The sequence below is a fragment of the Bacillus cereus group sp. BfR-BA-01310 genome, from assembly GCF_022664325.1.
Taxonomy (GTDB): Bacteria; Bacillota; Bacilli; order Bacillales; family Bacillaceae_G; genus Bacillus_A; species Bacillus_A paramycoides.
Genome location: NZ_JAKUHD010000002.1, coordinates 66953 through 92392, shown reverse-complemented (window position 1 = coordinate 92392; position 25440 = coordinate 66953). Strand labels below are relative to the sequence as shown.

Genomic DNA, 25440 nt, shown 5'->3' with positions numbered 1-25440 from the left:
TTATAGGAGGAAGACTACGATGGCAATTGTTGACGTATCGATTATTCCAGTAGGAACAGGTAATCCAAGTGTTAGTGAATATGTTGCAGAAGTACAAAAAGTGTTAGAGAAAAATGCTGATCGCGTGAAGTATCAATTAACACCGATGAATACAGTAATTGAAGGAGATCTTCCTGTTTTATTAGAAGTAATTCAACAAATGCATGAAGTACCGTATACGAAAGGTGCACAGCGCGTTGCGACAACAATTCGTATCGATGATCGTCGTGATAAAGTAAGCACGATGGAGAAGAAGTTAAACTCTGTTCGATCAAAATTATAAGAAAAAGCAGCGATCTTCGCTGCTTTTTTTATAGTGTTACATATAGGAGGAAATGAGATGAGTGAGAAGTTTAATGAGCAATTTGATGGACTTTTAGAAAAGTATACAGAGCTATTGCTAGGAGAAAGTAATGAAGAACGAAAAGAGCAGGTGCAAAAATGGGCACTTTATTCTTACATCGCTAAGACGATGCCAGCTTTAGTGAAGCATTGGAATGAGACGTATCCAGAAGCGAAAGAAGAGATGGTACAGTTAATTACGAATATTAAAAAGTTAAATGATGAGAAGCGAAATGAGAAGTGAGAAAGCTTGAGGTAATGTTACCTCAAGTTTTCTTTATTAATATCCTTATATAACTTACATGGAATATAAAGGGTTTTATAAGCATGTCGAATATTTTCAGTATGCTTATTTTTTGCCTAGTAAACCTGTTTTTTCTAAATGTCGAAAAATATTTCCTTCATATTTACAAGCGAGAATATAGGGTTTTAAATATTTTTATAGTATTTTATAAATTATCTAAATAATTATTTGTATCAAATAATTTTAAAGAATGATATAATTTTGAAGAGGGGTAAAAAACAGATAAAGTACAGTCATAGGGGTGAATTACATGGAACAATTAATGCGAAATTCGTTTCTTTTCTTGTCAAAAAATAAAGCGCTAACAAAACTGGCTAAAAAGTACGGTTTGCGCTTTGGTGCAGGTCGCTTCGTCGCAGGGGAGACGATTGAATTAGCGACAGCGGCAATTCAACAATTAAACAAGCAAGGTCTTTGTGTAACAATCGATTATTTAGGTGAATTCGTTGATAATGAAGCCGAAGCAAATGAAATGGCTACCCAATCGATTGAAGCGATTCGTGCAATTGGAAGAGAAGGTCTTGATTCGCAGCTTTCTTTAAAAATGACTTCTATGGGATTAGATATCTCTGATGAGATTGTAATGAATAATATGCGCCGCATTTTAGAAGCTGCAAAAGAAAATGGTGTGTTTGTTACAATTGATATGGAAGACTATACGCGTTGCGGAAAAACAATTGATATCTTTAAACAATTAAAATCTGAATACGATAATATCGGTACTGTTATTCAAGCGTACTTATATCGTACAGAAAAAGATATTGAAGATTTAAATGCTTATAATCCGAATTTACGTCTTGTAAAAGGGGCTTATAAAGAACCTGAAGAAGTAGCGTTCCCGGACAAGAAAGATGTAGATGACAATTATAAAAAAATTATTAAAATGCACTTATTAAATGGAAATTACACTGCAATTGCTTCACATGACGAAGCGATTATTGAATATACGAAAAAACTTGCCGAAGAACACAATATTTCAAGGGATCAATTTGAATTCCAAATGTTATTTGGTATTCGTACAGAGCGTCAACTTGAGCTAGTAAAAGAAGGTTATAAAATGCGTGTTTACGTGCCTTATGGAAACGACTGGTATGGTTATTTCATGCGCCGTCTAGCAGAGCGCCCAGCAAACGTTGCATTCGTTTTAAAAGGTATGATTAAAAAATAACCAAGGAGAAAATTCTCCTTGGTTATTTTAATTGTTGAAATGCGTAATGTGCCATTTTCTTCGTATCAGGATATAGCTGTGTACGAGTAGAAGATAATACGACGTTAATAACACGTTTACCGTCTTTTTCATCAACAGTTACGACTGTATATTTTCCGAGTGCAGATAAACCGCTTTTACTTCCAATCGCATATGGATCGTCATGTAGTTCTTCTCGTCCATAGTTTGCAATTTTGGGAGAGCGCTCTGAAGTATGCAGTGTTGTGCGTGTTGAATTCATATATTCTAAAACAATCGGATATTTTAATGCTTCTTTCGTAATAATAGCAATGTCATAAGGTGATACTTTATTTCCAAGTGCATCAGCACCGCTTGCGTTTTTGAAAGTTGCATGTTTTGTACCAAGTTCCTTCGCTCTAGCATTCATCATTTTCACAAACGCTTCTTTTGATCCTGCAATATGTTCTGCAATTGATTCAGCGATTGGGTCTGCACTAATGATCAGCATAAGCTTTAATGCCTCATCACGTTTTAATTTTTCACCCGCGCGTAGCTTAATCTTTGCGCTTTGACTTTCTGTTTTAATCGCGTGTTCTGTAATTGTAATTTCTTCATCTTCTTTTACATTCTCTAGTAAGAGAAGGGTCGTCATCATTTTGGCTATACTAGCCGGATAAGAGCGTTCATCTTCACGTTTTCCATACAAAATTTTCCCTGTGTCTGCATCGATTGTAATCCCATATTGACCAGTAATATCAGGTTGATCTGCTCTTACAACTTGTTGCCTATGTGCATAAGAGAAGAAAATCATCCCTGTAAATAGTGTGGCAATCATTACAATCATAATTATTGTTCGTTTCATCGTCGTTCCCTCTTTTGTTTTCCGTATGTACAAATAAATTGGGCAGAAAAAGCAGCCATTAATCATTATGCCACGTTCTCTGCCCAAAAATATAGCGTTATTTTTCGCCCATATTATGCTTCTTATATTGTTGGTTATTACCTTGACGCCCTTTTTCAACGCCACGATCAATTGGACCAGCGTTTCCTGTTACGCTTGCTGCACTAATTCCAGCTTTTGAAGGGTTCTTCTTAATTTTTGCCATATATATTCCTCCAGTTTCGTCAGATTATAAAAAGGAAAAGTGTATTTGAGTAACGAAAATACACATACATAGCATAGCCAAATGAAAGAAAAGTATTTATTTCAGAAAATTTTATCAATAAATATATTGCGAAAATTCAAACGTTGTCATATATTTATTAGTAGAGGCTCACTCATTGATTGCGACTTATGTCGAAAAATTGAATGAGCATTCATTCAAGAATAGGGGGAGAATTGGATGTTCCAAATTAAAAAGGCTGCTGTTCTAGGTTCAGGCGTAATGGGTTCAGGAATTGCGGCACACTTAGCTAATATTGGTATTCCGACATTATTGCTTGATATTGTACCACCGGCGCTTACGAAAGAAGAAGAAGCGAAGGGACTTACATTAGAACATAAAAGTGTGAGAAATCGTTTTAGTAACACTGCACTACAAAAACTAGTAAAGCAAAAACCAGCTCCTCTGACAGTGAAAGGTAATCTAGCGCTGATTGAAGCAGGTAACTTAGAAGATGATCTTGAGCGTCTTGCTGATGCAGATTGGATTATTGAAGTAGTAGTTGAAAACTTAGATATAAAGAAAAAACTATTTGAAAAAGTAGATGCTGTTCGTAAATCAGGCTCAATTGTGAGCTCAAATACATCAGGCATTTCCGTTGAAAAAATGGCAGAAGGTCGTTCAGACGACTTCCAGAAACACTTCTTAGGTACACACTTTTTTAACCCACCACGATATTTAAAACTTCTAGAGGTAATACCGACGAAAGAAACTGATCCACAAGTATTAAGCTTCATGAAATTATTTGGCGAAGACGTTCTTGGAAAAGGCGTTGTTATCGCAAAAGACACACCAAACTTTATCGGAAACCGCATCGGTACGTATGGCTTGCTTGTAACGCTTCAAGAAATGATTAAGCGTGGCTATAGCGTTGGAGAAGTTGACTCTGTAACAGGTCCATTAATTGGTCGTCCGAAGAGCGCAACGTTCCGTACATTAGATGTTGTTGGTTTAGATACATTTGTGCACGTTGCAAATAACGTATATGAAAATGTACAAGAAGAAGAGCGCGACGTATTTAAAGTACCAGCTTTCATGCATGACATGCTTGATAAAAAGTGGCTTGGAAGTAAAACTGGTCAAGGCTTCTTCTTAAAACAAGGAAAAGAAATTTTGGAATTAAATCCTGAAACGATGGAATACGAAGCGCGTAAAAAATTAAAAGCTGCATCCGTAGAGTTAAGTAAGCAAGAAAAAGGATTAGCGAATAAATTGAAAGCGCTTGTATACGCGAAAGATCGCGCAGGAGAGTTGTTATGGAATATTATCACACCAACTCTTTTATACTCTGCAAAACTTCATAAAGAAATTGCTGACGATATTGTTGCAATTGACCAAGCAATGAAATGGGGCTTCGGCTGGGAGCAAGGACCATTTGAAATTTGGGATGCAATCGGTGTTGAAAAGTCTGTTCAAAAGATGGAAGAAAACGGTGCGGTTGTTCCTAATTGGGTGAAAGAAATGTTAGAGAAAGGTTTTACTACTTTCTATAAGTATGATAATGGCGATAGCTACTATTACGATAATGGTGAATATAAGCTAATCGAGCGTAACAAAAAAGCAATTTCTCTTAAACAATTAAAAGAGAAAAACGGCGTGTTAAAGAAAAATAGCGGAGCGAGCTTAATTGATTTAGGTGATGGCATCCTTTGCCTAGAATTCCATTCGAAGAGCAATGCAATCGGTATGGATATTACGCAAATGATTAACTACGCTGTTGATGAAGTAGAAAAGAATTATAAAGGTCTTGTTATCGGAAACCAATCGAAGAACTTCTGCGTTGGTGCGAACCTTGCAATGATCTTAATGGAAGCACAAGATGACAACTACTTTGAAATTGAGTGGGTTGTGAAAAACTTCCAAGATGCAATGACGAAAATTAAGTACTCTTCTAAGCCAGTTGTAGCAGCACCATATGGTATGACGCTTGGCGGCGGTACAGAAGTTTGTTTACCAGCAGCGAGCATTCAAGCTTCTAGCGAAACATATATGGGCTTAGTAGAAGTAGGTGTTGGCTTAATCCCTGGCGGAGGCGGTAACAAAGAGCTATACATTAAACACTTAAACAAAATGGCAAATGGTGTAGAATTCGACTTACAAAAAGTTGCGAATAAAGTATTTGAATCTGTAGCGATGGCGAAAGTTTCTACATCAGCACAAGAAGCTGTATCTAACAACTTCTTAGGCGATAAAGACGGTATTAGTGTGAATGGTGATCACTTACTATATGATGCGAAACAAAAAGCGCTTGCTTTATATGAAGCAGGTTATAAAGCACCGATTCGTAAAAAGATACCAGTTGTTGGCGAAACAGGCTATGCAACGCTTGTACTTGGTGCAGAAGCAATGCATTTATCTGGTTATATTTCTGAGTATGATCTTCACATTGCGAAGAAACTTGCATATGTCATTGCGGGCGGAAAAGTACCGTACGGAACAGAAGTTGACGAGCAATATTTATTAGATGTAGAACGTGAAGCATTTATTAGCTTAGTAAGTGAGATGAAATCACAAGCAAGAATGCAGCACATGCTTGTAAAAGGGAAGCCATTACGTAACTAATAACGAGGGGAGATATCGTTCATGAGAGAAGCTGTCATTGTTGCGGGAGCAAGAACACCAATTGGAAAAGCAAAGAGGGGTTCATTAAAAACAGTTCGTCCTGACGATCTAGGGGCGTTAGTAGTAAAGGAAACGTTAAAGCGTGCGAATTATGAAGGACCAATCGACGATTTGATTTTCGGTTGCGCGATGCCAGAAGCAGAGCAAGGTTTAAATATGGCTCGTAATATCGGCGGGCTAGCAGGACTTTCTTACGATGTTCCAGCTATTACAATTAATCGTTACTGTTCTTCAGGTTTACAAAGTATCGCTTACGGAGCAGAGCGCATTATGCTTGGGCACTCTGAAGCTGTATTATCAGGCGGAGCGGAATCAATGAGTTTAGTTCCAATGATGGGACACGTTGTTCGTCCAAATAGTCGCCTTGTAGAAGCGGCTCCAGAATATTATATGGGTATGGGACATACAGCAGAGCAAGTTGCTGTGAAATATGGAATTTCTCGTGAAGAGCAAGATGCATTTGCGGTAAGAAGTCATCAGCGTGCAGCAAAAGCATTAGCTGCAGGGAACTTTGCTGATGAAACAGTATCTGTGGATGTAACGTTACGTACGGTTGGATCAAACAACAAATTGCAAGAAGAAACGATCATTTTCGCACAAGACGAAGGTGTAAGAGCAGAGACGACGCTAGACATTTTAGGTAAATTACGTCCAGCATTTAACGTTCGCGGTTCTGTAACAGCTGGTAACTCTTCACAAATGAGTGACGGCGCAGCATCTGTACTATTAATGGATCGTGAAAAAGCAGTGAGCGATGGCATGAAACCACTTGCGAAATTCCGTTCATTTGCAGTAGCTGGAGTACCACCAGAAGTAATGGGAATCGGCCCAATCGCTGCAATTCCGAAAGCGTTAAAACTAGCTGGTTTAGAGCTATCCGATATCGGCTTATTCGAACTAAATGAAGCATTTGCTTCTCAATCTATCCAAGTTATTCGTGAGCTTGGATTAGATGAAGAAAAAGTAAACGTAAACGGCGGTGCAATCGCACTTGGACATCCACTTGGCTGTACAGGAGCGAAACTAACACTATCTCTTATTCACGAAATGAAACGCCGCAACGAACAATTCGGTATCGTAACAATGTGTATCGGTGGCGGAATGGGAGCAGCGGGAGTGTTTGAATTACTATAAAAAAGTGCAGGTGGCTCGCTTAGAACAAGAGGACGTTGGAAAGCCCTGACGAAGAGGCGCTTTTTGCCTCACAGGAAGTAGTGAAACGGCCGACTGTTCTAGCCCCCGGAACTAGATTATAAAAAAAGTGGAAGCGGCTCGCTCAGAACAAGAGGACGCTAAAGTAAAGAATGGAAGCAACAAAGGCTTATAAAAAATAAAAGGGAGAGCCAGCTTCTTTCAAAGCGAGAGAAGCGGCTTATGAAAATATGAAGGAGGAAATTTTCATGGAAAAAACAGTAGGAAGTGCGGTTAAAGGCGGTAGCTTTTTAGTTGATGAGATTACAATTGATCAAGTGTTTACGCCAGAAGATTTTTCATCTGAGCATAAAATGATTGCAAAAACGACAGAGGACTTTATCGTAAATGAAGTTCTTCCAGAGCTTGAATATTTAGAGCAACACGAATTTGATCGTTCTGTTCGCCTTTTAAAAGAAGCCGGTGAACTTGGTTTATTAGGCGCTGACGTACCAGAAGAGTACGGCGGAATTGGCCTTGATAAAGTAAGTTCAGCGTTAATCGCAGAGAAATTCTCTCGCGCTGGTGGCTTTGCAATTACTCACGGTGCTCACGTTGGTATCGGATCTTTACCAATCGTATTATTCGGTAACGAAGAGCAAAAGAAAAAATATTTACCACTACTTGCAACTGGTGAAAAATTAGCTGCATATGCATTAACTGAGCCAGGTTCTGGATCTGACGCTTTAGGTGCAAAAACAACTGCACGTTTAAATGCAGAAGGTACACATTATGTATTAAATGGTGAAAAACAATGGATTACAAACTCTGCATTCGCTGATGTATTTGTTGTATATGCAAAAATAGATGGCGAGCATTTCTCAGCATTTATCGTAGAGAAAGAGTATGCTGGCGTATCTACAAGCCCAGAAGAAAAGAAAATGGGTATTAAATGTTCTTCAACTCGTACGTTAATTTTAGAAGATGCATTAGTACCGAAAGAAAACTTACTTGGTGAAATCGGTAAAGGTCATATTATCGCGTTCAACATTTTAAATATCGGCCGTTATAAATTAGGTGTTGGTACAGTTGGATCTGCGAAACGTGCAGTAGAAATTTCAGCACAATATGCAAACCAACGTCAACAGTTCAAACAACCAATCGCTCGCTTCCCATTAATTCAAGAGAAACTTGCGAATATGGCAGCGAAAACATATGCAGCTGAAAGCTCTGTATATCGTACAGTAGGTTTATTCGAAAGCCGTATGAGCACATTATCTGAAGAAGAAGTAAAAGACGGTAAAGCAGTAGCAGCTTCTATCGCTGAATATGCAATCGAGTGCTCTTTAAATAAAGTATTCGGTTCTGAAGTGTTAGATTATACAGTAGATGAAGGTGTTCAAATTCACGGTGGTTATGGATTTATGGCAGAGTACGAGATTGAAAGAATGTACCGCGATTCTCGTATTAACCGTATTTTCGAAGGTACGAACGAAATTAACCGCCTAATCGTACCAGGTACGTTCTTACGTAAAGCGATGAAAGGTGAATTACCATTACTACAAAAAGCACAAAAATTACAAGAAGAGTTAATGATGATGATGCCAGAAGAAGTAGGCGATGAGCCATTAGCACTTCAAAAGTATTTAGTAAATAACGCGAAGAAAATCGGTTTAATGGTAGCTGGGTTAGCTGCTCAAAAATACGGTAAAGCATTAGATAAAGAGCAAGAAATTCTTGTGAATATCGCTGACATCGTAAGCAACCTTTATGCGATGGAATCTGCTGTTCTTCGTACAGAAAAAGCAATTAAAACAACTGGTCTTGAAAAGAATAAACAAAAAGTGTTATACACTGAAGTATTCTGCCAAGAAGCATTCAACGAAATTGAAGCAGACGCGAAAGAAACACTTATCGCAGTTGAAAACGGCGACATGCTGCGCATGATGTTATCATCACTACGCAAACTAACTCGCCACACACCACTTAACGTAATTCCGAAGAAACGTGAAATTGCTGCGAAAATTTTAGAAGATGAGCGTTACACAGTTTAATAGATGAAAGAGAACCAGTGGCCTTATGGCTACTGGTTTTTTTATTGATAGATTCTTGAAAAGGGCTGTTTTACATATGTATTTGTAAACGGCTTTTTTTAATGGAGGTAAAGGAGATGAAGGTAATAAAAGTAGGAACAGTTCATCAAATAGCATTTTTACCGCGTCTATTTCCGATTAACTGTTATTTTGTCGAAGAAGAAACAGGATTAACTTTAATTGATGCAGCTTTACCATTTTGTGCAAAGAAGATTTTAGATTCGGCTCGAAAAATAGGGAAACCGATTACGAATATTGTTATTACACATGCACATGATGATCATGTAGGAGCGCTTGATGCTATAAAACAAGAACTGCCGGATATTCCAGTCTATATTTCTAAAAGAGATGCACGTTTACTTGAAGGAGATTTGTCACTGCAACTAGGGGAACCAGGCACGCAGGTAAAAGTGAGTGTGTCAAAAAAGATAAAGACGGTTCCAGATATTCTTCTTCAAGAGGGAGATGAAATTGGTTCTCTTGTAGCGATTGCAGCTCCAGGCCATACACCAGGATCAATGGCGTTTTTAGACATGAGAAATGATGTACTAATTGTTGGAGATGCATTTCAAACGAGAGGAGGAGTGGCGGTTGCAGGGCAATTGAAGTGGCTTTTTCCATTTCCTATGTTTGGTACTTGGGATGCAGAAGTTGCATTAACAAGCGCTCAGAAATTGCTGGAGTATAAGCCGTCTATATTGGCGACAGGTCATGGGAAGATGATTAAAGATCCATTATTGCAAATGCAAAGAGCGATTGAAGAAGCGGAAAGGAATTTAATAAGGAAGAGCCTCAAATAATTTAGAGGCTCTTTTTTGTTAGATGATATTATTTTGCAGGTTTTAAAAAGGTATATACGGCTAAGAAAAAACAAAGGAAAATAAATACGATAGGATCTTGATATGGATTAGGTTCAGAACCTTTCTGGATTTCTGTAAGGAAGTCATGTGTTTTCATGTTTATCTCTCCTTTTATTCATGAATTTTATATATAGTGAGAATCATGATGAATAAGTAAGGTGGTGTAATAATAAATAGTAAGAGGTGCTTTAATTTTTTTAATTTTCATTTAATAATTATTATATAGTAATTTATTTTCTAAAACTATAGAATGCAAAGCTTTTGTGATATGTAAAATTGCATATTATTCTTTTTAAAAATCTCGTTATATCATCTTTATATTTACATTGAAGGATTTTAATTATGGAACGGACTTGTGAGTATAAGTATGACTGTATCTCTATAATATTGAATAAATATTTAGCGTAAAAGATGAATGGCTTAGCTATTCATCTTTTATTTTGTTTATACGTGGGAAAAATTAATGAATACAATCCCAAAAGAACTAAATACTAATATTGAATGAACAAAGAAAGGTAGGAGTATTCTATGCAAAATTTAACAGAGCTTGAAGTGGAAAACTTACGTCATTTGATCGGTGGACACGCAACAATTATTAACAAGTTAGAACAGTATGCACAGGCTTGTACGGACCCGCAGTTAAAGCAAATGCTTGAGAAGGATGCACAAGATGCACGAAATACGAAGCAACAACTAATGACTTTTTTAGGATAGGAGGAAGCGAAAGATGAATGAAAAAGATATGGTAAATGATTATTTAGCAGGATTAAATGCAAGTTTAACAAGTTATGCAAATTATATTTCTCAGTCTGATAATGAACAGTTACATCAAACTTTAATTCAAATTCGTAATCAAGATGAAATGCGTCAACGTAATATGTATGAATACGCAAAGCAAAAAAACTATTATAAACCAGCTGCACCTGCCAATCAAATGATTGTCCAACAATTAAAAAGTCAATTAAGTGCCGAATAGTACGATGAAAAAAACGAGCGAATGGATTCGCTCGTTTTTTTATTTTTGTATATGTCAATAAATACAAAATAAATATTTTTCCAGTTGTAACAAATATGACGAAAATAGAATATAGCATTTCACAAAAAGGACAAAAACTTTGTTCAATATTTCACAAAGTATCCATGGTTTCTACTGTGAGAATCTCTATAATTAAGAGTGTAAAGAACAAAAGAAATAGATTACATGATCAATTGGGGGAGATCGCCATGAATAGAAATACAAGAAAAATTGCAATTATCGGTACTGGGTTAGTTGGATCAAGCTGTGCGTACTCCATTGTAAACCAAGGTATTTGCGAAGAGCTATTATTAATTGATATAAATCATGAACGTGCAGTTGGAGAAGCGATGGACTTATCGCACTGCATTAACTTTACAAATACAAGAACAAAAGTATATGCAGGAAGCTATGAAGACTGCAAAGATATGGACATTGTAATTATTACAGCAGGACCAGCACCGAAGCCCGGACAAAGTCGTTTAGATACTTTAGGAACAAGCGCAAAGATTATGGAAAGTGTCGTAAGTGGCGTAATGGAAAGTGGATTTAATGGCATTTTCTTAATCGCATCGAACCCAGTTGACATTATTACATATCAAGTTTGGAAATTATCTGGTTTACCAAGAAATCGCGTGCTTGGTACTGGTACATCATTAGATTCTTCTCGCTTAAGAACTATTTTATCTGAAATGTTAGGGGTAGATCCTCGTAGCATTCATGGATATTCATTAGGAGAACATGGTGATTCTCAAATGGTTGCTTGGTCTCACGTAACTGTTGGTGGAAAGCCAATTCTACAAATTTTAGAGGAACAAAAAGAACGTTTAGGTGAGATAGATTTAGATGAAATTGTTGAGAAGACTGCAAAAGCTGGGTGGGAAATTTATAAACGTAAAGGAACTACTTATTACGGAATTGGAAATTCTTTAGCTTATATTGCTCGTTCAATTTTCAATGATGATCACCGTGTTATCGCTGTTTCAGCTATTTTAGATGGTGAATATGGCGAATACGATATTTGTACTGGAGTACCAGCAATTATTACTAGAGGCGGTGTAAGGGAAGTTGTAGAGCTGAACTTATTAGAAGATGAAGAAAGTCGCTTTGCAAAATCAAACGATGTTTTACGCGATTATATGAAGACAATTGGTTACTAACTTATAGAAGAAGGTGAAACAAATGAAGGAATATATAATGTCTCGTGTGTTTAAAGCATCTGCCGGAATCGCACAGGGTATTTTCGTATCCCTTGGAATTGGTTTACTGATCGAAAATATAGGAAGAATTGTTGATATCCCACTACTTATTACAATCGGGGTTGTTGCAAAATCACTTATGGCACCAGCAATTGGAGCCGGAATTGCTTTTATGCTCGGTGCAAACGGGCTCGTAATCTTTTCGGCGATGGTAGCTGGAGCAATTGGAGCTGGATCAATTTCAATTACTGAAGCTGGTCTTATCATTAAAACAGGTGAACCAATCGGTGCATTATTAACAGCGACTTTAGCAGTTTATATCGGTAAACGATTAAGTGGAAAAACTGCTTTAGATATGATGCTCGTTCCATTTGCAGCGATATTAGGTTCTGGTTTAGTCGGTATTTGGTTAGCTCAAAATATTAGCCCAGTTTTAAATACAGTTGGAGCATTCATTAAAGATAGTTCAGCTGGTAGCCCATTTATCGCTTCTATCGTGATTGCTGTAGTTTGGGGATTGTTACTTATCTCTCCAGCTTCATCAGCTGCTTTAGCGATAGCACTTAGCTTAGATGGTGTTGCAGGAGGTGCAGCACTTGCAGGATGTGTTGCTCAATTTATCGGATTCTCTGTTATTTCAGCGAAAGAAAATAATTTAGGTGGCATATTAGCTCAGGCACTTTGTACTCCAAAAGTACAGTTGCCGAACATTACTAAAAACCCAATGATTCTCGTCCCAACTGTCGTCGCCAGCGCTATAGTCGGCCCGGTATCAGCATTAATTTTCCAACTAGAAGCAGGAAAAGAAATTGCAGGACTTGGATTAAGCTCTCTTATCGCACCAATTAATTTAATTTCCAGCCAAGGATGGGAAGTTGTCCCAGCGATGGTAATCACTTATATCATCATCCCAGTAGCTGTTTCTTATATACTTTACATTGCTCTTAAAAAAGCAGGTCGTATCCATTCAGGTGATATGACTGTACCGCAATCTTAATTTGAAAATCTCCTTAATATAGATAAAAGCAGACTGAAGAAGCCACAGTCTGCTTTTTTAGTTACATTTTATGATTTTGTTTCACGGGAACTGTCGTTGTTTCTTTTGCTAACAAGAGTTGAACACCGAAGTATAGTATACCCGCGAGTAGCATACCAGAAACGGCATCTACGAATGCATGCTGCTTCGTAAATAATGTTGATAAAATGATAAGTGTACCGAAGAACGTAAGGATGTAATATTCAAAAGCGTGCTGTTCTCTACGCTTAAAGGCAGCTAACATAATTACAAATGTTGTAAGAACGTGAATGCTAGGGAAACAGTTTACTGGTTGATCAATACTATAGATATAGCGGACTAGTTCGGAAAATACGTCTGTTCCAACGACAGTTGGACGTGGTACAGTTGTCTGCCAAAAATAATAAATAGAAAAACAAGCAAGTTTTCCAAGAATTACACTACTTAAAGTGACGTAATATTGCTTTCGATCAGTAAAACAGTAATAAATAAGTGCACCGTATAAGTATGGAAACCAAAGTAAATAAGGAATAATAAATGCTTTCACAAATGGAATCCAATTGTCTACTATAGTTGTGACGTTTACTGCGTGAACAGTAGATTTATTTAATACATCGTAAAGGGGGCTTACGAGTACGAGTAGAAGTATATAACTTAACGGAAGAAAAGATGAAAGTTTAAATTTCTTCATGATAATCTCCTATGTTTTAGTAATGTAAGTAAATTCAATTGATTATAATATAGAAAATCCAATTGGGCTATCGAATTCACCTTACATTTTTGTCACTTGACTTAAAAGAGGGAGAGGGTGCTAAATGAAGCGTTCATTTTATTTCTTAGCTTTTATATTGTTATGCCTGGTGGGGGCTGGGTGTGCCAAAGATAAAGAAGGAGAGAAATTAGAATATAACGGAAGAGCACTCGTAATTGGAGTTGTTGGTGAAAAACCGAAAGATACATTTAGAAATATAAAATTTGAAAGTGTAAAATTAGAAGAGATGCAGGAGAAATCAGCAAAGGATGATGGTTTTCTCGTCATGAAAGGATATTTTCAAGAAGCATCGAGGGAGCAGTATACGGACTTATTTTTATCATTAAAGAAGCCAGTGTTTTTTATCGGATTACAGGATAGACCATATTTGATTTTTACTAAAAAAGCTTTAGATTATGACAATGCCCCGAAGGATGAAGCAATGATGTATACACAAGGATTTGTAAATATGGGAAGCAGTGAGGGGCAATATTGGGGTATGGGATTATATAATGATACTGTTTCGGATCAAAATATTCATAATATGTATATATTAGTATTTCAAACAATTGCAGATTATTTAAGTAGATGATGAAGGAGCCCATAAATGAGGCTTCTTATTTTTTATTTTAAATAAACGTTTGTTTAAGGGGTATGTTCGGCACGAAAGGATCTATGTATTTCAAAGGTTACTATAGAAAAATGTGAAATTAAATAAACGTTTGTTTAAGGTATATGTTCGGTATGAAAGGATCTATGTTTTCAAAAGGTTGATGTAGAAAATATGAAATTAAATAAACGTTTGTTTAAGATGTATGTTCGGGTTAAGGAGGGGGGAAGGGAATGTGAAGAAAAAATTATATATTTATTTTTTTCTTATAAATGGCGGAAAAATAAGAAAAATTTGCAGGATTATTAAAAATTATCACGAAATAAGTAAAAGTTTAGCGAATAATCGTTTGAAATAATAAAATGTTTTCTATATGATAAGGGTAAAGGTTAGTAAAAAAGTAGGTGAATTTATGACAGTAACATTTTATTCATATCCAAAGTGTGGCACATGTCAAAAAGCAAAAAAATGGTTTGAGGCAAACGATGTAGCATATGAGATGATTCATATTGTTGAAAATCCACCGTCAAAAGAAGATTTACGTAATTTACATGAGAAAAGTGAATTGCCATTAAAAAAATTCTTTAATACAAGTGGAATGCGTTACCGCGAACTTGGCCTAAAAGATAAGTTAAATGATGCGAGCAAAGACGAAATGTACGAGCTTTTAGCATCTGATGGCATGTTAATTAAACGTCCAATTGTAACAGATGGAACGAATGTAACACTTGGTTTTAACGAAGAGCAGTTTGAAAGTGTGTGGAAAAAGTACCAATAAGGTATTTTTACATAATTAATACATTCACTGGAGGTACAGTCATGAGCATTCCAAATAATTTACGTTACTCTGAAGAACACGAATGGGTAAAAACAGAAGGTAATGAGGTTGTTATCGGTATTACTCATTTTGCGCAAGGTGAGTTAGGCGATATCGTATTCGTTGAACTTCCTGAAGTAGGTGCAACAATCGAAGCTGACGAGCCATTCGGAAGTGTAGAATCTGTTAAAACAGTTTCTGAATTATACGCACCTGTAAGTGGTAAAGTTGTAGCAGTAAACGAAGAATTAAGTGACCAACCAGAACTTGTTAACGAATCTCCATACGAGGGTGCATGGATGGTTAAAGTTGAACTTTCTGATGCAAGCCAAGTTGAGAAGTTATTAACTGCAGAAAAATATGCAGAAATGACAAACCAAGACTAATTATAGTCGAAGAGAAAGGACAGCCTTTGTGCTGTCCTTTTTTTTGTGTGTTACATAATGAGTTTGAACATACATATATTAATTATCATGTAGGAGAACGTTTTTGAAAAAACTTTTTTCGTTGAGGTTTCATGCTGAGCGAGCCGTATGCGCTTTTCATTGTCTAGCTCCACCTCCTAGCCCTTCATGTCTAAGAACCTTCCGCACGAGAAGACAAAAAGCGTCTTCTGTGCGAAAGAACCTTAGCCAACAGGGCTAAACAGTCGGTTCCGCTTTTCTTTTGCAAAAATAAACAGGAAACAACATGAAAATAACGAATATACTATATACTAAGTTAAAGGTTGTATAGTATATGGTGATCGGGTGATGACATATGATTTATGTGGAAAAAGTCATTATTGTAGAAGGTAAATCGGACAGAAGAAAGATTGAATCTATTATTCGTGAACCGGTGGAAATTGTTTGTACAAATGGTACAATTGGTTTGTCGAAAATGGATGAGCTCATTGATCAGTTTTTTGATAAAGATGTGTATGTGCTAGTGGATGCTGATGATGCAGGAGAAAAGTTAAGAAAACAATTCCGAAAAGAATTTCCGCAAGCAGAGCATATTTATATTGATCGCTCGTATCGCGAGGTGGCGACTGCGCCTTCTTCACATTTAGCAAATGTATTATGGGGAGCTGACATTGACGTTTATACAGAATATTTACGGTAAGGAATGATAGAAGTGATTGACTGGACAGGAGCCGAAGCTACAGCCCTAATAGAAAACGAAGAAAAAACAGTGTTATATGTGTATACACCAATGTGTGGAACATGCCAATTAGCAAAGAAGATGTTAACGGTCGTTGAGATGACGATTGAAGATTTGAAAATTGGGATGTTAGATTTAAATTATGCTCCGCATTTTGCGAAAGAGTATGGGATAGAAAGTGTACCTTGTTTACTTCTTTTTGAAAATGGGACACTGATGAAGAAGATATATGCATTTCATTCGGTTGAATATTTATATACGGAGTTAAAGTAGGCGGCAAAGTTTTTGCCGCCTCGACATATTTCTTGGGAAATATGTCGAGATGCGTGATGGATACAGTATTTGTCGAGCGAAAGTAACAGGATTGCTCTTTAGTGAGAGGGAATGGTATGTAATAGAAAGTGATATGAAGGATGTGATTTAGGGTGAAATTATATTCTTTGCTTCAATCATTTGTAAATTACGCTAATGATCAATATCATTTAGAACCGCTTTTAAGGCAAGGAGAAAGAACTGTTAATTTTCGATTTGGAGATGAATGTTGTTCATTACAAATTTCAAGAGATTATATAGAACTTTTGAAAGAGGCGAGAGGAACGGAACAAATCGTCTGCTTAGAGGAAGAGGATGTTCAAAAATTAGTGACTGGAAATATAAGGTTACAAATGTTGGTGAGTGATGGAAGAGTACAATATTCAGGAACGTATCGAACGATGCTATTAGTTGAATCAATGTTTCATATATGTAAACCGATGTCAGTGGGAGCTTAAAATTCTGAAGTTTCTTTTTTTGTGAAAATTTCTGTTGACACGGCGTGTAGATGTTGATAGAATTCAATTCATAAAATATAGACAATTTCATAAATTTTAAATCAGACGAAAATTTAATCTGATTTCTCTTATCAAGAGAGGTGGAGGGACTGTGCCCTGTGAAGCCCGGCAACCGTCAACTTATGTTGAAATGGTGCCAATTCCTGCAAAGCAAATGCTTTGAGAGATGAGAGAGAGGGATAATGTTGTTATATACGCATATAAACCTTTCTGCTTCTCTAAAAGCGGAAAGGTTTTTTTGTTGTTTGAATGTGGAGGATATTCAAACAACAAGATGAGCAATAGCGATAGATTACACGCATTAAAAATAAAAAATTGCGGAGTAAATCTAAAAGAGCCGCTTGCGCTTTTTATTAAAAAAAGGGGTGAACATCATGATCTTATTAGAAAATGTAAAGAAAATATATAAGTCAAAAAGCGGTGATGTCACTGCTGTAGATAACGCCAACTTAAAAATAGAGAAAGGTGAAATCTTTGGTGTTATCGGATATAGTGGCGCTGGGAAAAGTTCTTTAATCCGATTGTTTAATCAGTTAGAGAAACCAACGTCTGGTCAAATTACGATTGCATATCGTGTGATTTCAGCGATTACTGGAAATGAACTTCGTAAGGCGCGACAGGAAATCGGAATGATTTTTCAACATTTTAACTTACTTTGGTCACGAACTGTTCGTGAAAATATCGCATTCCCACTTGAAATTGCAGGTGTTGATAAGGCGGAGAGAAGAAAACGTGTCGATGAGTTAATTCATCTTGTTGGATTAGAAGGAAGAGGCGATGCATACCCATCTCAGCTAAGTGGTGGACAAAAGCAGCGCGTCGGGATTGCAAGAGCGTTAGCTAATAATCCGCAAGTACTTTTATGTGACGAAGCAACGTCAGCTCTTGATCCGGAAACGACAGATCAAATTTTAGATTTATTGTTAGATATTAATAAGCGTCTCGGTTTAACAATTGTATTGATTACGCATGAGATGCACGTTATTCGAAAGATTTGTAATCGCGTTGCGGTAATGGAGAGAGGAAAGATTGTAGAAAGTGGTCCTGTACTTGATGTGTTCCGTAACCCACAGCAAGACATTACAAAACGATTTGTACAGCAGTTAACTGATTCTGAAGATACGAATGAAACGATTGAAAGTTTAATTGAAAAATACCCAGATGGAAAAGTAATTCGCTTGCAGTTTATCGGTGAGGCAGTAGAAAGACCGGTACTTCAAAGGTTAATGCAGCGCAGTGATATAGAAGTTAGCATTTTGCAAGGGAATATCGCACAAACGAATAACGGTTCTTATGGAAGTTTAGTTGTTCATTTAAATGGTGAGGAAACAGCGATCCAGCAAGCGATAGAGGGAATACATCAAGATCAAGTAGAGCTGGAGGTGATTGCTCATGGATAAGTTACTTGCAAATGTTGATTGGAATCAAATGTTAGAAGCAACAGGTGAAACACTATATATGACGGCAATCGCAGCGCTTGCCACATTTGTTTTAGGACTTATTTTAGGACTATTACTCTTTATGACAGCGAAAGATAATTTATGGGAAAACAAAGCAATTAATACGGTGATTGGAGCATTCGTAAACATTTTCCGCTCTATACCATTCATCATTTTAATTATTTTATTAATTCCGTTCACAAAGATTCTTCTTGGAACAATTCTTGGAGCAAGTGCAGCATTGCCAGCTTTAATTATCGGTGCAGCACCGTTTTACGCAAGAATGGTTGAGATTGCACTTCGTGAAATTGATAAAGGTGTAATTGAAGCTTCAAAAGCGATGGGTGCAAAAACAAGCACAATTATTTTGAAAGTGTTAATTCCAGAATCGTTACCAGCATTAGTATCTGGTATTACGGTAACGACAATTGCGTTAGTAGGCTATACGGCAATGGCAGGTGTTGTTGGTGCTGGTGGCCTTGGAACACTTGCTTACCTAGAAGGATTCCAGCGTGGTAATAACGATGTAACAATCGTCGCAACAATTTGTGTATTGCTAGTTGTATTTTTAATTCAGTGGATTGGTGATAACGTAACGACTCGAATAGATAAAAGATAATGAAAACGGGAGGGTATTTTAAATGAAAAAATTATTACTTACAGCACTTATTTCAACTTCAATTTTTGGGTTAGCTGCTTGTGGTGGAAAAGATAAAGATGAAAAGAAACTAGTTGTTGGGGCTTCTAACGTACCGCACGCTGTTATTTTAGAAAAGGCAAAGCCGTTACTTGAGAAAAAAGGAATTGATTTAGAAATTAAAAAATTCCAAGACTACGTGTTACCGAATAAATCGTTAGCGGATAAGGAAATAGATGCAAACTACTTCCAGCACATTCCGTATTTAGAAAAAGAAATTAAAGATAAGAAATATGATTTTGAAATAGCGGGAAAAATTCATTTAGAACCAATTGGCGTATACTCTCAAAAATATAAGAGCTTAAAAGAGCTTCCAGACGGGGCGACAATTATTATGAGTAATTCTGTTACCGACCATGGACGTGGTTTAGCAATTTTGCAAAAAGAAGGCATTTTAAAAATTAAAGACGGAATAGATCCAGTTAATGCAACTCCAAAAGATATTGCAGATAATCCGAAAAATCTAAAATTCAAAACAGATATTGAGCCTGGTTTATTACCACAAGTGTATAACAATAAAGAAGGCGACGCTGTTCTAATTAACTCTAACTATGCAATTGATGCGAAGTTAAACCCAGAAAAAGATGCAATTGCAATTGAAGGAAATGATTCACCGTACGCAAACGTAGTAGTTGTTCGTAAAGGTGATAAAGATAAAAAAGAAATTAAAGAGCTAGTAGAAGTACTGCATTCAAAAGAAATTCAAGATTTTATTAAGAAAGAATATAAAGGTGCTGTGCTTCCTTTAAGTGAATAAATACAAGGAAAGGACTGGGAAATTACCAGTCCTTTTTTCTTTATATATAAGAAGAAAGGTGTATCATATAAAGATGCAAAGGAAATACTTATATACATTTGTGAAAAAATTGTTACTTTTTTTAGTTGTTTGCGATATCATTTTATTTGATATAAAATTAGAATGAGAATAAAATGAGAATATGAACGTTTTAGGAACTTTTAAAATGTATATAGAGGATTAATGGAGGTATTGAGATGGCTGGTTCTACATTAACGGTTAAAGACTTACACGTATCAATCGATGGCAAAGAAATTTTAAAAGGTGTAAACCTTGAAGTAAAAGGTGGAGAAATCCACGCAATTATGGGACCTAACGGAACAGGTAAATCAACTTTATCTTCTGCGATTATGGGTCACCCAAAGTATGAAGTAACAGAAGGTAGCATCATCATCGACGGTGAAGATGTATTAGAAATGGAAGTAGACGAGCGCGCACAAGCAGGTCTATTCCTAGCAATGCAATATCCAAGTGAAATTAGTGGAGTAACAAACGCTGACTTCTTACGTTCTGCAATTAACGCACGTCGTGAAGAAGGCGATGAAATTTCTCTTATGAAATTTATCCGTACATTAGATAAAAACATGGAATTCCTAGAAATGGATCCAGAAATGGCACAACGTTACTTAAACGAAGGTTTCTCTGGCGGTGAGAAAAAACGTAACGAAATTCTTCAATTAATGATGATTGAGCCAAAAATCGCAATCTTAGACGAAATCGACTCAGGTCTTGATATCGATGCGTTAAAAGTTGTATCTAAAGGTATTAACGAAATGCGCGGCGAAGAGTTCGGTTGCCTAATGATTACGCATTACCAACGTTTATTAAACTACATCACTCCAGACTTCGTTCACGTTATGATGAACGGTCGCATTGTTAAATCTGGTGGTCCTGAGCTTGCACAGCGTCTAGAAGCTGAAGGTTACGACTGGATTAAAAAAGAATTAGGTATTGAAGACGAAACAGCAGAGCAAGAAGCGTAAGAGAGGAGCATAAACATGACAATCGGTACATTACCTTTCGATCAAGAAACAATCCGTCAGCGCGCAAGCGAAGTAAACGAAGCTGCTTGGTTGACTGAGTTCCGCTTACAAGCTCTTGCACAAGCAACTGAACTTCCAATGCCAACGCCTGATAAAACGAAAATTGAAAAATGGGACTTTATCGGAAAAGGCGACGCTGCTAAGCAAGAGCCTGTAAGTTCTTTAACAGAGCTTCCAGAAGCAGTGAAAAACTTAATCGATGAAAATAACAGCGTATTAGTACAACGTACTGGTACAACTGCATTCGTTTCTTTAGCAAACGAAGCAAAAGAAAAAGGTGTTATTTTTACAGACATCGTAACAGCTGCAACTGAGCATGCTGAGCTAGTACAAAAGTACTTAATGAAAGACGGCGTGAAAGTAGACGAGCATCGTCTAACTGCACTTCATGCTGCATTAATCAACGGCGGTGCATTCGTATATGTTCCGAAAAACGTTGTTCTTGAAACTCCACTTCAAGCTGTATTCTTAGTAGACGGTGAAGAAGCTAACGTATATAACCACGTATTATTCGTAGCTGATGCGAACAGTACTGCAACTTATGTAGAAAACTACGTTGCAAATGAAAATGCTAAAGGTATTGCAAATATCGTAGCAGAAGTAATCGTGGAACAAGGCGCACAAGTGAAATTCGGTGCGGTTGATCTATTAGCAAAAGACGTAACAACTTACGTTAACCGCCGCGGTGTTGTAGGACGCGACGGCCGTGTTGATTGGGCTTTAGGTCTTATGAATGACGGAAACACAATTTCAGAGAACGTAACGAACTTAATGGGCGACGGTTCATTTGCTGATACGAAAACAGTAACAATTGGCCGTGGTAACCAAACACAAAACTTTACAACTAAAGTTGTTCACTTCGGTAAACACTCTGAAGGTTTCATCTTAAAACACGGTGTACAAAAAGATAGTGCAACATCTATCTTTAACGGAATTGGTAAGATTGAACACGGTGCATCTAAATCAAATGCACAACAATCTTCTCGCGTTCTTATGTTAGACGAGAAAGCTCGTGGTGATGCAAACCCAATTCTTTTAATTGACGAAGATGATGTAATGGCAGGTCACGCAGCTTCAGTAGGTCGCGTAGATCCAACCCAACTATACTACTTAATGAGCCGTGGTATTCCAAAACGCGAAGCAGAACGTTTAGTCATCCATGGATTCTTAGCACCTGTAGTAAATGAGCTTCCAATTGAAGGAGTAAAAGCACAGCTTGTTGAGGTAATTGAAAGGAAAGTTCGCTAATGAATATTCATGAAATACGCAAACAGTTTCCAATTCTTGATCAAAAAGTGAACGGCAAACAACTTGTTTATTTCGATAGTGCAGCAACTTCTCAAAAACCAATTCAAGTCATTGAAACGTTAGAACGTTACTATAAAGAATATAATTCTAACGTGCATCGCGGTGTTCATACGCTCGGTACGAAAGCTACCGACGCGTATGAAGGTGCACGTGAGAAAGTTCGCAAGTTTATTAACGCGAAATCAATGGAAGAGATTATTTTCACACGTGGGACGACAACTGCATTAAATACAGTAGCAGCGAGCTATGGTCTTGATAATGTAAAAGAAGGCGACGAAATCGTTATCTCTTACATGGAGCACCATAGTAACATCATTCCGTGGCAACAAGTTGCGAAGAAAACTGGCGCAACTTTAAAATACCTTCCGCTTCAACCAGACGGGACAATCTCAATTGAAGATGCTCGTCAAACAATTACACCGAATACAAAAATCGTTTCAATCATGTATGTATCAAACGTACTTGGAACGATTAACCCTGTAAAAGAAATTGGAGCAATCGCACACGAAAACGGTGCAATTATGGTCGTTGATGGTGCACAAAGTACACCTCATATGAAAGTAGATGTACAAGATTTAAACTGTGATTTCTACGCATTATCTGCTCATAAGATGTGCGGACCTACAGGTATCGGCGTATTATATGGTAAGAAAGAATTGCTGAACAATATGGAGCCAATTGAATTTGGCGGTGAAATGATTGATTTCGTAGATTTACAAGAATCTACTTGGAAAGAGCTTCCGTGGAAGTTTGAAGCAGGTACACCGATTATCGGTAATGCAATCGGACTTGGTGCGGCAATTGATTTCCTAGAAGAAATCGGTCTTGATAATATTGAAAAGCATGAACATGAATTAGCGCAATACGCTTTAGAAAGACTATCAGAAGTAGATGGCGTTACAATTTATGGTCCAAAGCATCGCGCTGGTCTCGTTACATTTAATATTGAAGACGTACATCCTCACGATGTAGCAACAGTATTGGATGTAGAAGGCATTGCGGTTCGCGCAGGACATCACTGTGCACAACCGCTTATGAAGTGGCTGAAAGCTTCTTCAACAGCACGTGCGAGCTTCTATTTATATAATACAAAAGAAGAAATTGATACATTTGTTGAATCGCTAATCAAGACAAAGGAGTATTTCACAAATGTCATTTAATAATTTAGATACGTTATATCGTCAAGTTATTATGGATCATTACAAAAATCCTCGTAACCATGGCGTATTAGAAGATAGTGTTACTGTTAACTTGAACAATCCAACTTGCGGCGATCGTATTCAACTTACGATGAAAGTAGAAGAGGGTATTGTACAAGAGGCGAAGTTTGAAGGCGAAGGATGTTCAATCTCAATGTCTTCAGCTTCGATGATGACACAAGCAGTAAAAGGAAAGAAAATTGAAGAGGCACTTCAGCTTTCTAAAATTTTCTCTGACATGATGCTAGGAAAAGAGTATGATGACAGCATTGATTTAGGAGATATTGAAGCATTACAAGGCGTATGCAAGTTCCCAGCACGTATTAAATGTGCAACATTAGCGTGGAAAGCGTTAGAAAAGGGCTTAAACGAAGATAAGTAATGTTAAAGGTTCCTAAAAACGAGGTTATCTAAGGAGGGACATACCAACATGGCGAAGCAACTGCCAGATATCGGCGATTACAAATATGGTTTCAAAGACAAAGACGTTTCGATTTTCCGTGCTGGACGCGGTTTAACAAAAGAGATCGTTGAAGAGATTTCACGTATGAAAGAAGAACCACAGTGGATGTTAGACTTCCGTTTAAAATCACTGGATAAGTTCTATGAAATGCCAATGCCACAATGGGGCGGCGACTTAAACGACTTAGATTTCGATGAAATTACGTACTACGTAAAACCATCTGAGAAATCTGAGAAGTCTTGGGATGAAGTACCTGATGAAATTAAAGCGACATTTGATAAATTAGGTATTCCAGAAGCTGAGCAAAAATATTTAGCTGGTGTATCTGCACAGTACGAATCTGAAGTTGTATACCACAATATGAAAGAAGACCTAGAAGCTCTAGGAATCGTCTTCAAAGATACAGATAGCGCATTAAAAGAGAACGAAGATATTTTCCGTGAGCATTTCGGAAAAGTAATCCCACCAACGGACAACAAATTCTCTGCATTAAACTCTGCAGTTTGGTCTGGTGGATCATTCATCTACGTTCCAAAAGGTATTAAAGTTGATACACCACTTCAAGCGTATTTCCGTATTAACTCTGAAAATATGGGACAATTCGAGCGTACGCTTATCATCGTAGACGAAGGCGCACACGTACACTACGTAGAAGGTTGTACAGCACCTGTTTACACGACTAACTCACTTCATAGTGCGGTAGTAGAAATCATCATTAAGAAAGATGCATATTGCCGTTATACAACAATCCAAAACTGGGCGAACAACGTATACAACCTAGTTACAAAACGTGCGGTTTGTGAAGAAAACGCAACGATGGAATGGATTGACGGTAACATCGGATCTAAATTAACGATGAAATACCCAGCAGTTATCTTAAAAGGCGAAGGCGCTCGTGGTTTAACATTATCTATCGCGATTGCTGGTAAAGGCCAACACCAAGATGCTGGTGCAAAAATGATTCACTTAGCACCAAACACATCTTCAACAATCGTTTCTAAATCGATTGCGAAGCATGGTGGTAAAGTAACTTACCGTGGTATCGTACAATTCGGACCAAAAGCGAAAAACTCTCGCTCTAACATCGAATGTGACACGTTAATCATGGATAACCAATCTACATCTGATACAATTCCTTACAACGAAATCAAAAACGATTACGTTTCACTTGAGCACGAAGCGAAAGTATCTAAAGTATCAGAAGAACAATTATTTTACCTAATGAGCCGCGGTATTTCTGAGCAAGAAGCTACAGAAATGATCGTAATGGGCTTCATCGAGCCATTCACTCGCGAACTTCCAATGGAATACGCAGTTGAAATGAACCGCCTAATCAAGTTTGAGATGGAAGGTTCTATTGGTTAAATAGAAATGCGGAGCCGACTGTTCAGAC

Annotated in this window: 29 protein-coding genes and 1 riboswitch; of the genes, 25 read left to right on the top strand and 4 right to left on the bottom strand. The window is 37.2% G+C overall.

Going from position 1 to position 25440, the window contains the following annotated elements; genetic code table 11:
• The first annotated feature begins 19 nt into the window (after window positions 1-19).
• The 3 genes from MR109_RS05580 to MR109_RS05570 all read left to right on the top strand — a co-directional run bounded on the left by MR109_RS05580 (window position 20) and on the right by MR109_RS05570 (window position 1853).
• On the top strand, window positions 20-322 hold the full coding sequence (locus MR109_RS05580) for an MTH1187 family thiamine-binding protein (RefSeq protein ID WP_002174081.1): 303 nt from the start codon (window positions 20-22) through the stop codon (window positions 320-322).
• 57 nt (window positions 323-379) lie between these two features.
• Window positions 380-625, top strand: a complete 246-nt coding sequence (locus MR109_RS05575) for a YusU family protein (protein WP_242271260.1) — start codon at window positions 380-382, stop codon at window positions 623-625.
• 310 nt (window positions 626-935) lie between these two features.
• Window positions 936-1853 (top strand): proline dehydrogenase family protein, encoded by a 918-nt coding sequence (locus MR109_RS05570; RefSeq protein ID WP_002174080.1) that lies wholly within the window; start codon window positions 936-938, stop codon window positions 1851-1853.
• Between the two features lie 22 nt (window positions 1854-1875).
• Here the strand turns inward: MR109_RS05570 and MR109_RS05565 are convergent, their stop codons facing one another.
• A complete protein-coding gene (locus MR109_RS05565) occupies window positions 1876-2715 on the bottom strand; it encodes a D-alanyl-D-alanine carboxypeptidase family protein (RefSeq protein WP_242271259.1) in 840 nt (279 codons plus the stop codon).
• Window positions 2716-2812: 97 nt separating this feature from the next.
• Window positions 2813-2959, bottom strand: coding sequence for a YuzL family protein (locus tag MR109_RS05560; RefSeq protein WP_071718381.1), 147 nt, complete (start codon window positions 2957-2959; stop codon window positions 2813-2815).
• A 237-nt stretch (window positions 2960-3196) separates the two neighbouring features.
• Between MR109_RS05560 and MR109_RS05555 the strand changes: the two genes are divergently transcribed.
• The 4 genes from MR109_RS05555 to MR109_RS05540 all read left to right on the top strand — a co-directional run bounded on the left by MR109_RS05555 (window position 3197) and on the right by MR109_RS05540 (window position 9662).
• Entirely contained in the window at window positions 3197-5578 is a 2382-nt protein-coding gene (locus MR109_RS05555) for a 3-hydroxyacyl-CoA dehydrogenase/enoyl-CoA hydratase family protein (RefSeq protein WP_242271258.1), read from the top strand.
• A gap of 21 nt (window positions 5579-5599) precedes the next feature.
• A complete protein-coding gene (locus MR109_RS05550) occupies window positions 5600-6772 on the top strand; it encodes an acetyl-CoA C-acetyltransferase (protein WP_001206342.1) in 1173 nt (390 codons plus the stop codon).
• A gap of 266 nt (window positions 6773-7038) precedes the next feature.
• Entirely contained in the window at window positions 7039-8823 is a 1785-nt protein-coding gene (locus MR109_RS05545) for an acyl-CoA dehydrogenase family protein (protein ID WP_002174076.1), read from the top strand.
• Between the two features lie 116 nt (window positions 8824-8939).
• On the top strand, window positions 8940-9662 hold the full coding sequence (locus MR109_RS05540) for an MBL fold metallo-hydrolase (protein ID WP_242271257.1): 723 nt from the start codon (window positions 8940-8942) through the stop codon (window positions 9660-9662).
• 28 nt (window positions 9663-9690) lie between these two features.
• Here MR109_RS05540 and MR109_RS30025 read toward each other — a convergent pair whose 3' ends face one another.
• Window positions 9691-9819: a hypothetical protein gene (locus tag MR109_RS30025; protein ID WP_255300129.1), complete on the bottom strand. Its 129-nt coding sequence runs from the start codon at window positions 9817-9819 to the stop codon at window positions 9691-9693.
• A 431-nt stretch (window positions 9820-10250) separates the two neighbouring features.
• On the opposite strand from MR109_RS30025, the gene MR109_RS05535 reads away from it, so the two are divergent.
• The 4 genes from MR109_RS05535 (at window position 10251) to MR109_RS05520 (ending at window position 12933) form a co-directional block, all read left to right on the top strand.
• Complete coding sequence (locus tag MR109_RS05535) at window positions 10251-10436, top strand: hypothetical protein (protein ID WP_002089398.1); 186 nt, start codon at window positions 10251-10253, stop codon at window positions 10434-10436.
• Between the two features lie 13 nt (window positions 10437-10449).
• Window positions 10450-10698 carry a spore coat protein gene (locus MR109_RS05530; RefSeq protein WP_002174072.1) on the top strand — a complete coding sequence of 83 codons (249 nt, stop codon included), beginning with the start codon at window positions 10450-10452 and terminating at the stop codon, window positions 10696-10698.
• A gap of 248 nt (window positions 10699-10946) precedes the next feature.
• Window positions 10947-11897, top strand: a complete 951-nt coding sequence (locus MR109_RS05525; RefSeq protein WP_242271256.1) for an L-lactate dehydrogenase — start codon at window positions 10947-10949, stop codon at window positions 11895-11897.
• A gap of 22 nt (window positions 11898-11919) precedes the next feature.
• Window positions 11920-12933: a PTS sugar transporter subunit IIC gene (locus MR109_RS05520; RefSeq protein ID WP_002089394.1), complete on the top strand. Its 1014-nt coding sequence runs from the start codon at window positions 11920-11922 to the stop codon at window positions 12931-12933.
• A 61-nt stretch (window positions 12934-12994) separates the two neighbouring features.
• Here the strand turns inward: MR109_RS05520 and MR109_RS05515 are convergent, their stop codons facing one another.
• Window positions 12995-13642, bottom strand: a complete 648-nt coding sequence (locus MR109_RS05515; protein ID WP_242271255.1) for a phosphatase PAP2 family protein — start codon at window positions 13640-13642, stop codon at window positions 12995-12997.
• 124 nt (window positions 13643-13766) lie between these two features.
• Here MR109_RS05515 and MR109_RS05510 point away from each other — a divergent pair, with 124 nt between their 5' ends.
• From MR109_RS05510 to sufB, 14 genes are all read left to right on the top strand, one after another.
• A complete protein-coding gene (locus MR109_RS05510; RefSeq protein ID WP_242271254.1) occupies window positions 13767-14294 on the top strand; it encodes a hypothetical protein in 528 nt (175 codons plus the stop codon).
• A gap of 430 nt (window positions 14295-14724) precedes the next feature.
• A complete protein-coding gene (locus MR109_RS05505) occupies window positions 14725-15090 on the top strand; it encodes an arsenate reductase family protein (protein WP_242271253.1) in 366 nt (121 codons plus the stop codon).
• 41 nt (window positions 15091-15131) lie between these two features.
• Window positions 15132-15515: a glycine cleavage system protein GcvH gene (gcvH, locus tag MR109_RS05500; protein WP_000026896.1), complete on the top strand. Its 384-nt coding sequence runs from the start codon at window positions 15132-15134 to the stop codon at window positions 15513-15515.
• A gap of 373 nt (window positions 15516-15888) precedes the next feature.
• Window positions 15889-16233, top strand: a complete 345-nt coding sequence (locus MR109_RS05495) for a toprim domain-containing protein (RefSeq protein WP_000640865.1) — start codon at window positions 15889-15891, stop codon at window positions 16231-16233.
• A 3-nt stretch (window positions 16234-16236) separates the two neighbouring features.
• Window positions 16237-16545, top strand: coding sequence for a thioredoxin family protein (locus MR109_RS05490; protein ID WP_083594635.1), 309 nt, complete (start codon window positions 16237-16239; stop codon window positions 16543-16545).
• Window positions 16546-16697: 152 nt separating this feature from the next.
• Window positions 16698-17042, top strand: coding sequence for a hypothetical protein (locus MR109_RS05485; RefSeq protein WP_242271252.1), 345 nt, complete (start codon window positions 16698-16700; stop codon window positions 17040-17042).
• Window positions 17043-17167: 125 nt separating this feature from the next.
• Window positions 17168-17275: riboswitch (SAM riboswitch) on the top strand.
• 201 nt (window positions 17276-17476) lie between these two features.
• A complete protein-coding gene (locus MR109_RS05480; protein ID WP_242271251.1) occupies window positions 17477-18502 on the top strand; it encodes a methionine ABC transporter ATP-binding protein in 1026 nt (341 codons plus the stop codon).
• Complete coding sequence (locus tag MR109_RS05475) at window positions 18495-19160, top strand: methionine ABC transporter permease (protein WP_002174064.1); 666 nt, start codon at window positions 18495-18497, stop codon at window positions 19158-19160. The genes MR109_RS05480 and MR109_RS05475 overlap by 8 nt, the downstream gene beginning before the upstream one ends.
• Window positions 19161-19182: 22 nt before the next feature.
• Complete coding sequence (gene metQ, locus MR109_RS05470; protein ID WP_025149602.1) at window positions 19183-19995, top strand: methionine ABC transporter substrate-binding lipoprotein MetQ; 813 nt, start codon at window positions 19183-19185, stop codon at window positions 19993-19995.
• Window positions 19996-20231: 236 nt separating this feature from the next.
• Window positions 20232-21017: a Fe-S cluster assembly ATPase SufC gene (gene sufC / locus MR109_RS05465; protein WP_000929159.1), complete on the top strand. Its 786-nt coding sequence runs from the start codon at window positions 20232-20234 to the stop codon at window positions 21015-21017.
• A gap of 15 nt (window positions 21018-21032) precedes the next feature.
• On the top strand, window positions 21033-22325 hold the full coding sequence (sufD, locus tag MR109_RS05460; RefSeq protein ID WP_098305409.1) for a Fe-S cluster assembly protein SufD: 1293 nt from the start codon (window positions 21033-21035) through the stop codon (window positions 22323-22325).
• Window positions 22325-23545 carry a cysteine desulfurase SufS gene (sufS, locus tag MR109_RS05455; RefSeq protein ID WP_071718370.1) on the top strand — a complete coding sequence of 407 codons (1221 nt, stop codon included), beginning with the start codon at window positions 22325-22327 and terminating at the stop codon, window positions 23543-23545. The genes sufD and sufS overlap by 1 nt, the downstream gene beginning before the upstream one ends.
• Window positions 23535-23966, top strand: coding sequence for a Fe-S cluster assembly sulfur transfer protein SufU (gene sufU / locus MR109_RS05450; protein ID WP_000009523.1), 432 nt, complete (start codon window positions 23535-23537; stop codon window positions 23964-23966). Before sufS ends, sufU begins: the two co-directional genes overlap by 11 nt.
• A 48-nt stretch (window positions 23967-24014) precedes the next feature.
• Window positions 24015-25412, top strand: a complete 1398-nt coding sequence (gene sufB, locus MR109_RS05445) for a Fe-S cluster assembly protein SufB (protein ID WP_002174060.1) — start codon at window positions 24015-24017, stop codon at window positions 25410-25412.
• The last annotated feature ends 28 nt before the right edge of the window (window positions 25413-25440 follow it).

Excerpts from the sequence above, each read along its gene's own strand:
- MR109_RS05580 (WP_002174081.1), top strand. The coding sequence starts at position 20 with ATGGCAATTGTTGACGTATCGATTATTCCAGTAGGAACAGGTAATCCA.
- MR109_RS05575 (WP_242271260.1), top strand. The coding sequence starts at position 380 with ATGAGTGAGAAGTTTAATGAGCAATTTGATGGACTTTTAGAAAAGTAT.
- MR109_RS05570 (WP_002174080.1), top strand. The coding sequence starts at position 936 with ATGGAACAATTAATGCGAAATTCGTTTCTTTTCTTGTCAAAAAATAAA.
- MR109_RS05565 (WP_242271259.1), bottom strand. The coding sequence starts at position 2,715 with ATGAAACGAACAATAATTATGATTGTAATGATTGCCACACTATTTACA.
- MR109_RS05560 (WP_071718381.1), bottom strand. The coding sequence starts at position 2,959 with ATGGCAAAAATTAAGAAGAACCCTTCAAAAGCTGGAATTAGTGCAGCA.
- MR109_RS05555 (WP_242271258.1), top strand. The coding sequence starts at position 3,197 with ATGTTCCAAATTAAAAAGGCTGCTGTTCTAGGTTCAGGCGTAATGGGT.
- MR109_RS05550 (WP_001206342.1), top strand. The coding sequence starts at position 5,600 with ATGAGAGAAGCTGTCATTGTTGCGGGAGCAAGAACACCAATTGGAAAA.
- MR109_RS05545 (WP_002174076.1), top strand. The coding sequence starts at position 7,039 with ATGGAAAAAACAGTAGGAAGTGCGGTTAAAGGCGGTAGCTTTTTAGTT.
- MR109_RS05540 (WP_242271257.1), top strand. The coding sequence starts at position 8,940 with ATGAAGGTAATAAAAGTAGGAACAGTTCATCAAATAGCATTTTTACCG.
- MR109_RS30025 (WP_255300129.1), bottom strand. The coding sequence starts at position 9,819 with ATGAAAACACATGACTTCCTTACAGAAATCCAGAAAGGTTCTGAACCT.
- MR109_RS05535 (WP_002089398.1), top strand. The coding sequence starts at position 10,251 with ATGCAAAATTTAACAGAGCTTGAAGTGGAAAACTTACGTCATTTGATC.
- MR109_RS05530 (WP_002174072.1), top strand. The coding sequence starts at position 10,450 with ATGAATGAAAAAGATATGGTAAATGATTATTTAGCAGGATTAAATGCA.
- MR109_RS05525 (WP_242271256.1), top strand. The coding sequence starts at position 10,947 with ATGAATAGAAATACAAGAAAAATTGCAATTATCGGTACTGGGTTAGTT.
- MR109_RS05520 (WP_002089394.1), top strand. The coding sequence starts at position 11,920 with ATGAAGGAATATATAATGTCTCGTGTGTTTAAAGCATCTGCCGGAATC.
- MR109_RS05515 (WP_242271255.1), bottom strand. The coding sequence starts at position 13,642 with ATGAAGAAATTTAAACTTTCATCTTTTCTTCCGTTAAGTTATATACTT.
- MR109_RS05510 (WP_242271254.1), top strand. The coding sequence starts at position 13,767 with ATGAAGCGTTCATTTTATTTCTTAGCTTTTATATTGTTATGCCTGGTG.
- MR109_RS05505 (WP_242271253.1), top strand. The coding sequence starts at position 14,725 with ATGACAGTAACATTTTATTCATATCCAAAGTGTGGCACATGTCAAAAA.
- gcvH (WP_000026896.1), top strand. The coding sequence starts at position 15,132 with ATGAGCATTCCAAATAATTTACGTTACTCTGAAGAACACGAATGGGTA.
- MR109_RS05495 (WP_000640865.1), top strand. The coding sequence starts at position 15,889 with ATGATTTATGTGGAAAAAGTCATTATTGTAGAAGGTAAATCGGACAGA.
- MR109_RS05490 (WP_083594635.1), top strand. The coding sequence starts at position 16,237 with ATGATAGAAGTGATTGACTGGACAGGAGCCGAAGCTACAGCCCTAATA.
- MR109_RS05480 (WP_242271251.1), top strand. The coding sequence starts at position 17,477 with ATGATCTTATTAGAAAATGTAAAGAAAATATATAAGTCAAAAAGCGGT.
- MR109_RS05475 (WP_002174064.1), top strand. The coding sequence starts at position 18,495 with ATGGATAAGTTACTTGCAAATGTTGATTGGAATCAAATGTTAGAAGCA.
- metQ (WP_025149602.1), top strand. The coding sequence starts at position 19,183 with ATGAAAAAATTATTACTTACAGCACTTATTTCAACTTCAATTTTTGGG.
- sufC (WP_000929159.1), top strand. The coding sequence starts at position 20,232 with ATGGCTGGTTCTACATTAACGGTTAAAGACTTACACGTATCAATCGAT.
- sufD (WP_098305409.1), top strand. The coding sequence starts at position 21,033 with ATGACAATCGGTACATTACCTTTCGATCAAGAAACAATCCGTCAGCGC.
- sufS (WP_071718370.1), top strand. The coding sequence starts at position 22,325 with ATGAATATTCATGAAATACGCAAACAGTTTCCAATTCTTGATCAAAAA.
- sufU (WP_000009523.1), top strand. The coding sequence starts at position 23,535 with ATGTCATTTAATAATTTAGATACGTTATATCGTCAAGTTATTATGGAT.
- sufB (WP_002174060.1), top strand. The coding sequence starts at position 24,015 with ATGGCGAAGCAACTGCCAGATATCGGCGATTACAAATATGGTTTCAAA.